This is a genomic window from Streptomyces sp. NPDC058663 (assembly GCF_042716745.1).
In the GTDB taxonomy this organism is placed as follows: Bacteria; Actinomycetota; Actinomycetes; order Streptomycetales; family Streptomycetaceae; genus Streptomyces.
The window spans coordinates 84740-94952 of the sequence record NZ_JBHXRV010000034.1 but is presented as its reverse complement, the minus strand read 5'-3'; the positions used below and the strand labels follow the sequence as shown (position 1 = coordinate 94952).

Annotated in this window: 8 protein-coding genes, 1 tRNA gene and 1 riboswitch; of the genes, 4 read left to right on the top strand and 5 right to left on the bottom strand. The window is 70.0% G+C overall.

The genetic code is table 11. The annotated features are described in order from the left end of the window. The first annotated feature begins 174 nt into the window (after positions 1 to 174). Complete coding sequence (locus ACFWVV_RS24350) at positions 175 to 708, top strand: hypothetical protein (protein ID WP_384342152.1); 534 nt, start codon at positions 175 to 177, stop codon at positions 706 to 708. A gap of 44 nt (positions 709 to 752) precedes the next feature. After that, the gene (locus ACFWVV_RS24345) at positions 753 to 1442 is read left to right on the top strand and encodes a class F sortase (RefSeq protein ID WP_384342150.1); all 690 of its coding nucleotides are present in this window, start codon (positions 753 to 755) and stop codon (positions 1440 to 1442) included. Here ACFWVV_RS24345 and ACFWVV_RS24340 read toward each other — a convergent pair. Both ACFWVV_RS24340 and ACFWVV_RS24335 read right to left on the bottom strand, forming a co-directional pair. Next, positions 1394 to 2203 carry a CbtA family protein gene (locus tag ACFWVV_RS24340; protein WP_384342149.1) on the bottom strand — a complete coding sequence of 270 codons (810 nt, stop codon included), beginning with the start codon at positions 2201 to 2203 and terminating at the stop codon, positions 1394 to 1396. The two genes, ACFWVV_RS24345 and ACFWVV_RS24340, sit on opposite strands and share 49 nt — an antisense overlap. A gap of 17 nt (positions 2204 to 2220) precedes the next feature. Then, positions 2221 to 2439 (bottom strand): CbtB-domain containing protein, encoded by a 219-nt coding sequence (locus tag ACFWVV_RS24335; protein WP_384342147.1) that lies wholly within the window; start codon positions 2437 to 2439, stop codon positions 2221 to 2223. A gap of 33 nt (positions 2440 to 2472) precedes the next feature. Beyond that, positions 2473 to 2599, bottom strand: a riboswitch (cobalamin riboswitch). Positions 2600 to 3263: 664 nt separating this feature from the next. On the opposite strand from ACFWVV_RS24335, the gene ACFWVV_RS24330 reads away from it, so the two are divergent. Next, entirely contained in the window at positions 3264 to 4283 is a 1020-nt protein-coding gene (locus ACFWVV_RS24330; RefSeq protein WP_384342145.1) for a glycoside hydrolase family 6 protein, read from the top strand. Positions 4284 to 4399: 116 nt separating this feature from the next. Here the strand turns inward: ACFWVV_RS24330 and ACFWVV_RS24325 are convergent, their stop codons facing one another. From ACFWVV_RS24325 to ACFWVV_RS24315, 3 genes are all read right to left on the bottom strand, one after another. After that, positions 4400 to 6334: a galactose oxidase-like domain-containing protein gene (locus ACFWVV_RS24325; RefSeq protein WP_384342143.1), complete on the bottom strand. Its 1935-nt coding sequence runs from the start codon at positions 6332 to 6334 to the stop codon at positions 4400 to 4402. Further along, positions 6331 to 8313, bottom strand: coding sequence for a glycosyltransferase family 2 protein (locus tag ACFWVV_RS24320; protein WP_384342141.1), 1983 nt, complete (start codon positions 8311 to 8313; stop codon positions 6331 to 6333). Before ACFWVV_RS24320 ends, ACFWVV_RS24325 begins: the two co-directional genes overlap by 4 nt. Positions 8314 to 8720: 407 nt before the next feature. Beyond that, positions 8721 to 8794, bottom strand: a tRNA-Lys gene (locus ACFWVV_RS24315). Between the two features lie 128 nt (positions 8795 to 8922). Here ACFWVV_RS24315 and ACFWVV_RS24310 point away from each other — a divergent pair. Beyond that, positions 8923 to 10209 (top strand): peptidoglycan-binding protein, encoded by a 1287-nt coding sequence (locus ACFWVV_RS24310; protein ID WP_384342139.1) that lies wholly within the window; start codon positions 8923 to 8925, stop codon positions 10207 to 10209. The last annotated feature ends 4 nt before the right edge of the window (positions 10210 to 10213 follow it).

Below are 10213 nucleotides of genomic sequence, written 5' to 3'. Positions count from 1 at the left end.
GTCCGCGGACGTCCGCGGACCGGCCCCCGCCGTACGTCCGCCGCCTCCTGCGCGCGTCCGCAGGAGGCGGCCCCGCCATTAGCACGGCAAGGCGCCCGGACGGCGCAGCGACAGGCCCGCCGGGATGCGAAATCGCCCGGACGCGTGGATCTTCTTAGTACCAGGAGGTTCACCATGCGCTCATCGCAGCTCACTCTGTGCACAGGTGCGGCACTCGCCGCAGTGCTCCTTTCCGCGCCCGCCGCCCTCGCCGAGAACGACGAGGAACGCCACGGCATCGTCACCGTCACCCCGTCCACCATCGCGCCCGGCGGTGAAGTCGAACTCATGATCGACGTGTGCGACGGCCGCAGGGCCATCGGCAAGTCGGAGGCCTTCGCCGAACCGGCGAGATTCCACCCGAGGGAAGGCGGCGGCCTCTTCGCCGAGGCCCGCATCCGCTCGGACGCCGAGGGCCGCGACTACGGCATCCACGTCAGGTGCGAGGGCGGCTCCGGCACGGCCGACGGCAACGTCACCGTCGTCCACCACCGGGTCCACCCCACCGCCCCCGTCCGCGCGGGCGGCGGCGGCACCGCCCTGGCCGCCCAGAGCGACGGCCCCGGCACCCCGCACACCCTGATCGGCCTCGGCCTCGCGGGCATCGCCGCGATCGCCATCGCCGGACGGTCGGTACGGCGCCGCCGCAACGGCACGCCCGCCGACTGACCCACCCGACACACTCGCCGACGGCGGAGAGGAGAGGACCGGACATGAGCGATGACCACGCGTCCGGCAAGGGCCGGATGCTCACCGGCGTCGCCTGGGCGGTGCTGCTCCTCGGACTGTGGCTGTGGGGCCGCGACCTCACCGACGGGCCGGGCGGTATATCCGCCCCGACCACCGGTGACGTGGCCGCGGTGGGACGCCCACTGCTGCAGGTCGAACTGCCCGAGGCGCACGACCCGGTGCCCGGGGTGAAGCCGATGGGGGTCCACATACCCTCGCTCGGCATCACCGCACCCGTCATCACCCGCGGACTCGACACCACCGGCGCCGTCGACCCGCCCCCGTACGAGCGGCCCGGCGCGGTCGGCTGGTTCCGGGACGGCACCCGCCCCGGTGCGAGCGGCGTCGCCCTCCTCGTCGGACACGTCGACACGAAGAGCAAACCGGCCGTGTTCTACGGCCTCAGCTCCGCCCGCCCCGGTGAGAAGGTCAAAATAACCGGAGCGGACGGCTCCGTCACCGAGTTCACCATCGACGACGTCCAGGTCTTCAGCCGGGAGAAGTTCGACGCGAAGAGGGTGTACGGAGCGCGCGAGGACGGCCGGGCCGAACTCCGCCTGATCACCTGCGGCGGCACCTACGACCACGCCGCCCGCGCCTACACGGCCAACGTGGTCGTCTCCGCCTACTTGACCGGCGCCACCGGTGCCCCCGCCGTGGCCGCCGGTGCCTGAGCACGCGCGGGCACCCCGGCACGCGCCGCGGCCCGCAGCCCCAGGCCGCCGAACACCGCCGCGAAGACCACCCACAGCAGCAGCTGCGAGCCCAGCGACAGGACCCTGAAGTCCCACAGCAGCGTCGCCGGCACGGGAACCTCGTCCGGGTTGCCCGGCAGCAGGAACAGCACCGCGAGGGTGGCCGCCCCGGTCAGGAACACCGCACCGTGCCGCACCGGCTCCGGCCTGCCCGCCAGCCGTACGTACAGCTGCCAGGCCAGCACCATGCCGAGGACGCCGATCACGACGGCCGCCAGCCACAGCTGCTGGCGCTCCCCGACGGTGGCGGCGTCACCGACGCCGGGCGGGGCCGCCGGATAGCGCAGCCCCGGCAGCAGCGCCACCGCGACGAACGCCGCCCCGCAGCACGCCAGGGCCCGCGGCCAGGCCCGTACGAGATACCCGGTGCGGCGGTGGATCAGCGCGTAGGCGACCGCGAACAGCGCGCCCAGCGCCAGTCCCGCGACGAGCGCCGTGACGACCAGGCCGAAGTGCTGCTGGCCGCGCGTGAACAGCTCCTCGTGGTGCGCGACGGCGGCACCCGCCGCCTGGTGCGCGTGCTCGGCGGCCTCCTCCTTGGCGGATCTGGCCTCTTCCAGGACGATCGCCCTGTCCATCACCGGTTCGGCGAGCAGGAGCGAGAACAGGCCCGTGACCAGGCCTGCGGCCCCGCCCGCCGCGAGAGAGCGGCCGAGCAGGGTGAGTGTGGGGTTGCTCATGGTGCGGACGGCCCCGATCAGTGGCAGGGGGCACCGAAGAGGTGCCGGCCGTCGTGCGAGAACTCGTGCAGATAACTGCCGGTCACGGAGATGATGTGGCCGTTGTCCATGAACACGGCGTACAGCGCGATCAGCGCGACGATCACCGCGGTGAGCAGGATCAGCAGATCCCGGGTGCGGGTGGTCGCGGACGCGAGGTCGCCGGTCTGGGCGGACTGCTGGGCAGACGCGGACATAGCGGTGGGCCTCCTTCTGGGGTTTCCACGCCCCATGGCAGGAGGACGACGGGTCAGTTCCTGACTTCCACACCGTGGCAGGTGTGGTCACAGTGGCGGGACCGCCCCGGAATCGCACCGGAGTTCCTGTTCACCGTCGCCTCGTTGTGTGGAGTTGTCCTCCGGAGAGTCCCAGCCTGGCAGTGCACTGTCAATGGGGGGACGGGGGGGCGGGTACCTGGCCCGGCCGGCCGCTCGCTCCCCCCGGAGCCGCCGACCGGGCTGGTCCTCGACCGCACGCGCACGGACTGCGGGAGAAGCCCGGCGTCTGTGCGGGAGGTTCTGGGGAGTGCCAACTCGGCTCTGCGGGCCGGGGGCTGGGGCCTCACGGACACTGTAAGGCGGCCAAGCCCCTTTCTCCAGAGGGTATTTGACCCAAAGTTACCGCGAGGTCGCGGGGCGTGTTCCGGGCTCCGCGCCCCGTGGCGGCCGCGCGGCGCGGGCCCCCGCCCCCGCCGGTCCCGGGGACCGGCCCCCGGGGCCGGGTCCGGTCCCGGGAGCCCGCTCCTGGCCTGCCGCCCCTGTACCCCCTGGGGCGCCGTTGTCAAACGAGCAGGTTGAACGGGGTGCCCACCCGGGCGGGCGAGGGGAGAGCACCGGCCGGGTACCTGCGGAGGTATGTCAGGATTGGATTCGACCGGCCTTGGCCGGGAAGGGGCGGCTGGGGGGCTGCCTCGGGAACATCTTTCATCTACGAGGCGGTCAGTCACCTCTGCAACGTCCGGCCACCGCCAGACGTTCAGTACCAGACGGTCAGTCTTCGCCAGACGCCCAAGGGGGAGTCGATGTACGGCAGTTACAGCGGACGTGTGCGCGCACTGGGAGCGGTGGCGGCGGGGGCCGCCCTGCTCCTCACGGGCTGCACCTCGGACGGCGGCGGGGACAGTGCCGCCGGGGGCACGGGCGGCAATGCGCCGGTGACCCAGCTGCCCAAGGGGGACGACCCGTACTGGGTCAATCCGGACGCGAAGGCGGCCAAGGCGCTCGCGGAGGAGAGCGACCCGGCCAACAAGGCCCTGATCAAGAAGATCGCTCAGCAGCCGGCCGGCGAGTGGCTGATCCCGGAGAACGCCAAGGAGCAGGCCAAGGGCTTCACCGAGGCCGCCGCCAAGGCGGACCGGGAGGCGATCCTGGTCGTCTACAACATCCCGCACCGCGACTGCGGCAACTTCTCCGGCGGCGGCGCCGCCGACGGCAACGCCTACCGCGCCTTCATCAAGGAGGTCGCCGAGGGCATCGGCGACCGCCCCGCCACGGTGATCCTGGAGCCCGACGCGGTCCTGCACCTGGTGGACCAGTGCACCCCGGAGAAGTTCCACGAGGAGCGCTACGACCTCCTCAAGGGCGCCATCAAGACGCTGAAGCAGCAGCCGAAGACCAAGGTCTACCTGGACGCGGGCAACGCGGGCTGGGGCAAGCCGGACCAGATCTTCGAGCCGCTGAAGTGGTCGGGCGTCGACCAGGCCGACGGCTTCTCGGTCAACGTGTCCAACTTCTACTCCACCGAGGACAGCAAGAAGTACGGCAAGGAGCTCTCCGCGAAGGTCGGCAACAAGCCGTTCGTCATCGACACCAGCCGCAACGGCAACGGTCCCGTCCAGCAGAAGGACCTCAAGGACCCCTGGTGCAACCCCCCGGGCCGGGCGCTCGGCGAGGTGCCCACGACAAAGACCGGCGACCCGCAAGTGCACGCCCTGCTCTGGGTGAAGCGCCCCGGTGAGTCCGACGGCACGTGCAGGAACGGCCCGCAGGCCGGCCGCTGGTTCGCGGACTACGCGCTGGAGCTGGCGAAGAACGCGAAGTAGGCCGCGCCGGGCCCGGCAACGAGTGGCTGGCAATGAGTGCCTGGCAACGAGTAAGGGGCGCCCTCCTGGAGGGCGCCCCTTACTCATGTCGTCACGTTCCTACCGGACGAGGTCCCCTACGGAACCTCGACCCAGACCGCCTCGGAAGGCGTGCCCTGGTCGTCCGTCACGAACAGCATGTAGTACCCGGAGGGAACCAGCGCGCGGTTCTCCGGGACGGTGACCGTGATGCCGTCCGCCGACTTCTTGACCTCCAGCGCGATGCTGCGCTGGTCCATGTCCGTCATGTGCGTGACGGCGCTCGGCCGCATCAGCTTCGCCGTCTTGATGGACGACGCGTGCTGCGTCTTGAAGGAGCCCGAGGCGCCCCGCGCGATCTGCTTCGGGCCTTCGCTGAGCTTGGGCCGCGAGTCGCGGTAGAGGTAGGGCGGCGTGTAGATCTCGATGCGCTGCTCGAAGACGCCGGGCCGGGTGTTGGCCTTGTCCGCGTACAGCGAGTCGGAGCCGGCGCTCAGCACCCGTCCGTCCGGCAGCAGCACGGTGCCCGAGTGGTAGTTGCGCCCCACGTTCGGGTCCGCGAGCCGCTTGAACTGGTTGGCCTTCGGGTCGTACGTCCGCGCCTCCAGGATGTTGGAGTCGCCGCGCCCGCGGTAGTCCTCGGAGCCTCCGGTGACCAGCACCGTGTCGTCCGGCATCAGCGAGGCGCTGGGGTAGCGGGTGCCCTTGTCGAGCGAGGGCCCGTCCTTGAAGACCGGGCCGGGCGACTTGGTGTCGACCAGCCGGGTCTTCTCGGAGGACTTCTCCGACTCGCCGACCCCGCCACCGCCGATGACCAGGAACTTCTGGTCCTGGGCGGGCGGCAGCATGACCGTCGCCGAGGTCTCCAGCTGGTCCGGGTCGCTCATCCCGGGGATCTTCTTGAACTTGTTGCCGTTCAGGTCCCAGATGCCGGGCTCGCGGCCGACGTCGGCCGGACCGTAACCGGCGTTGGAGCCCGAGTAGAAGAGCTTGCCGCTGCCCAGCAGGAACAGCGAGGGATACGTCGGCAGCCGACGCTCGAAGCCCGTGTACTTCCAGGTCTTCGTCTTCGGGTTGTAGATCTCGTCCTTGCCCGGGACGATCTGGCCGATCTCGTCGAGGCCGGAGGTCGCCAGGACCTTGCCGTCCTTGAGCGTGGTCAGCGACGGGTACCAGCGGGCCTCGTTCATCGGGTCGACGGTGACGTACTTCTCCGCGACCGGGTCGAACTCGTAGGCCTCCCGGATGCCCTGGAAGTCCTTCTTGTCCAGGGCCAGCTTCTGGGCGATGCCGTACGTGTTCTTGGCGTCCACGGCGCCCAGGCCGGAGATCGTGTAGTTGTCCTCGGTGCCCGACTCGTACTGCTTGCCCGCCTGCCTGGCCTCGACGTAGATGCGGCCCAGGCCCGGGTCGTTGCGCAGGAAGCGGCCGGTGCTCTTGTCGAAGACCTTCTTGGCCTTCTCGACGAGGACCGGGTCCTTGGAGACGTAGGACTTGCCGTTCTTCTTGCCCTTGAAGACGGTGCCCGCGGGCACCGTGATCGGCTTGTCCGGGTTCTCGTTGTGGACGATCATCAGGCCGCCGGCCTTGGTGACGTCACCTTCGAGCTTCTCGTACCGCTTGGTGCCGCCCGCGACCAGCAGCTTGCCGTCGGGCAGCTGGGTGTGACCCGAGCAGAACATGTCCTTCGGAGTGGGGATCTCCTTGTACGTGTTCGCCTTCGGGTCCCAGAGGATCGACTGGAACTTGCCCGCGTCGAAGTTCTTCTGGTTGTTGCCGGAGCCCGCGATCATCAGCACCTTGCCGGTGTGCAGCAGCGCCGAGTGGATCGTGTTGATCTTGTACTGGGACGGTACGTCGAGGAAGTCCCAGTGCCCGTTCTCCGCCTTGTACTCGGGGCGGTTGATCTTGTACTCGTGGTACTGCTCCGAACCGAAGCGGTACAGCGCCGGACCGTTGAACGCCGCCAGAGCAACAACCACCGCGGCCGTGATCGACAGTCGTTTGGCCCGGCGGCTCGGACGGAAACTCATTTCTTACGGCTCCCAAGGGAAGAAATCTGCATGGTCTGGTCGGCCGCTGCCCAGCTCGGCTTCTGCTGCGGCGCATGCCCCTCGGGGTGCTGCCCCGGGTAGCCGGCCCGCTCGTCGAACTCGGGGGCCGAACCCGCGTCCCCGGGTCCCTGCTGCGGACCCGGCTTGCCCTTCTTCTTCTCCTCGCGCATCCCCAGGCGCCAGGCGATGATCGGCGCCGCCGTGACCAGCATGGCCAGCGAGGCCCACAGGACCATCGCGGGGTGCGAGTGGCCGAGGAAGAACGACGCGCTGATGGAGCCGCCGAAGATCACGATGAAGAACATGTGGATGCGGAAGGTGCCGAACAGCGTGTCCGGGCTGGACGAGTCGCCCTTGGGCGTCACGACGAAGCCGGACTTGCGGCGCAGTACGGCGTCCATCAGCGAGCGCGCGTAGATCGGCGCGGACATCGCGGACATCGCCATGCCGGCCAGACCGCCGGAGCCCTCGGGCTCGTGCGGCGAGACGTTGTGGCGGCGGTTCCAGATGTAGAGGCCGATCTGGAGCGCGGAGGCGTTGCCGTACAGCATCATCCAGATGACCGGGTCGATCTGGACACCCGAGGCGCCCATGCCCAGGAACAGCGCGCAGGAGAGCGCGGCCAGGATCCAGTTCATCGCGGACATCGGGTAGAAGATGATCATCATCGTGTAGTTGAACATCTTGCCGGGGGGCAGCGTGCCGAAGCCCCTCCAGTACTGCTTGAGGATCGTCTCGTAGGTACCGCGCGACCAGCGCAGCTGCTGGGTGAAGAAGTCGGTCCAGGCGGTCGGGCCCTCGCCGACGGCCAGCACGTCCGGGGTGTACACCGAGCGCCACTTCTTGCCCGTCGCCGGGTTCTTGGCGCGGTGGATCTCGAAGCCCGTCGCCATGTCCTCGGTGATCGAGTCGTACAGGCCGCCGATCTGCTTCAGCGCCTTGATACGGACGGCGTTGGACGTGCCCACGAACATGGGGGCGCCGTAGCGGTTGCCCGCGCGCTGGATCAGGGCGTGGAACAGGAACTGCTGCGACTCGGCGGCCTTGGTGACGAAGGTGTCGTAGTTGCCGTAGACCTGCGGGCCGATGACGAAGCCGATGTTCGGGTCGCGGAAGTAGCCGAGCATGCGCTCCAGGTAGTTCGGGAGCGGGATGTGGTCGGTGTCGACCGAGGCGAAGTAGTCGTAGTCGTCACCGTGCGCGTCCAGCCAGGCGTTGTAGTTGCCGTGCTTGGTCTTCGCGCGGTGGGCGCCCTTGGGCTGGTTCCACTTCGCGATGCCCTTGCGGGAGAAGTGGTGCACGCCCAGGCGCTCGCAGACGGCCTTGACGGCCGGGTCGTCGCCCTCGTCGAGCAGCCAGATGTGCAGCAGGCCCCGGTGGCGGATCTTGACCGCCGCCTCCAGGGTCTTGGTGACCATCTCCAGCGGCTCCTTGCCGGGCACGAAGGAGGTCATGAAGGCGACCCGGGTGCCGGTCTCGGGGACGACCGGGATCGGGTCGCGGGCGACCAGCGTGGCGTGCGCGTTGGAGAGCACGTTCATCGTGCGGAACAGCTCGATCAGACCGATCGACACGAGCATGACGACGTCGAGCGCGCGCAGCAGGTCGTCCTGCAGGTTCGGGTCACGGTCGGTCCAGTGCGCCGGCTGCATCAGCCAGATGAACAGGGCGAGCGAGAGCACCGGGGCGGCGCCCAGCAGCAGGGCGGCCCTGATGCGGTGCGGCTCCTGGGAGATCAGCGACCGGTACTGGACCTTGTACGGCTTGCTGGGGTCCGGCTGGGTCAGTGGTCCGGCCAGACGGCTGTAGTGCTCGTAGTCGTACCTGGGCAGCGCCTTCTGCTGTCGGCGACCCGGCCCGTTCGACCCGAGCTGCGGGGGGACCCGGAGCTGCGTGGTCTGGGTGGGGTCGTGGGTAGGGTCTTGGTACTGCCCGGCGCCGCTCGGCGTCGACGTCATGAGTCATCCCCCCGCACGCAAGGCTGGCTGCGTGAGTTCGTAGGTCTTCTCGCTCGCTGGCGGTCCCCCTCGACCGTCCCGAACGCCACATTGGTCGGGCCGCCATCACCAGAGACACAGGACGGCAACCTTCCGGTTGCATGATGCCCGTCCCGGTGTCCGCGGGTGAAAGGGGCCCCCACCCCGTAGCCCGTCCATCCCCTCGTCGGCCGGCCGAGTTTCAACTCGTCGAACCGTCCGCCCCATTGGAGCCACTGGCTCCAGGATAGGTTCCCCGACTCTCCATGTGATCGCAAGGGTCGCCGATCGCAGGACTGCCGAGGTCCCGGGGCAGGTCCGGGGAGGGCCCGGACCCGTGGGAATGACCGAGACCCTCCCACCGGTGGTGGAAGGGTCTCGGTTGCGCGTGCGCCGCCAGGGACTCGAACCCCGGACCCGCTGATTAAGAGTCAGCTGCTCTAACCAACTGAGCTAGCGGCGCCTGCTGACTCGGAGAACTCTACCGGATGCTCCCGGGTGGTTTGAACCACCGGCCGCCTGGGATGTCCATTTGATTATATTTCGTACCGTCAAGATGCGTTATGTCCGGGCAGTTGGGACACTCGCCGTGTGATCCAGTTCGAGGAGATTCAGCCCGCGGCCGACTGCCCCTGCGCCGGATGTGCCGACCGGCGCCGCCTCCGCAGGACGCGTTCGCTCCCCGCACGTGACGGTGGTCACCCCGCAGCCCACGGCGCCCGGCGCGCCCTGGTGCTGGTCACGGCGGCCGGAGTGGTGCTGGGTGGCGGGGGAGCGGCCGGTGCCGTGCAGCCGGGGGACCGCGAGGGCGCGCCGGGCACCGTGGGGGCGTGGGACCACCCCACGTCGCCGGTACGGGAGGACGCCGGGCCGGCCGGAACGGGGGCCGGCACCACGCCGACGGCGGTACGGGAGGCATCCGGGCGGCCGGAGGTGCGTGAGCCCGCCACACCGACGGCGGTACGGGAGCCCGCCACGCGGCCGGTGGTACGGGAGCCCGCCACACGGCCCGTGGTAGGGGTGCCCTCCACGCGGCCGGTGGTGCGGGGCGAGGACCCCGGCGGTTCCGGCGGGCCGGCCCCGCAGGGCCGGCCCGCACCGCTGCACGGCCAGGCGCGGCCGAGCTCCGGCGCGTCCGGGGCGTCGGGCCCCGGCGGGGTCGCCGCCGCGCCCCGGTACAAGCCGGCCACCCGGGCCGACATCATCAAGCGGGCCAAGACGTGGCTGGAGGCGAAGGTCCCGTACAGCATGACGAAGTACTGGCGGGACGGTTACCGGCAGGACTGCTCCGGTTACATCTCCATGGCGTGGGGGCTCAACGGCAACGAGTGGACCGGCTCGCTCGCCGGATTCGGGGTGAAGGTGCCGCGCGAGGAGCTCCAGCCCGGCGACATCCTGCTCTTCCACAACGCGGCCGACCCGCACTCCGGCTCGCACGTCACGATCTTCGGCGGCTGGACGGACTACACGCACGACCACTACGTGGCCTACGAGCAGACCCGCCCGACCACCCGTAAGCAGGCCACCCCGCTCGGTTACTGGAACAACGCCGACCGCTATGTGGCCTACCGCTACAAGGGGCTCGTCACCGGGACCGCGCCGCAGGGCGCCAGCGGGGCGCCGGCCTTCCCCGGGACGCGGTACTTCCGCCCCGGGCAGAGCAGCCCCCATGTGGAGAAGCTGGGGCGGCAGCTCGTGAAGAGGGGGTTCGGCAAGCACTACAGGGTGGGGCCCGAGCCGAGCTGGGGTGAGGCGGACCGGCGCAATGTGGAGGCGTTCCAGCGGGCCCAGGGCTGGCGGGGCGCGGCGGCCGACGGGTATCCGGGGCCGGAGACCTGGCGGCGGCTGTTCGCCGTGGGCAGTGAGGGGACACAGTGAAGAG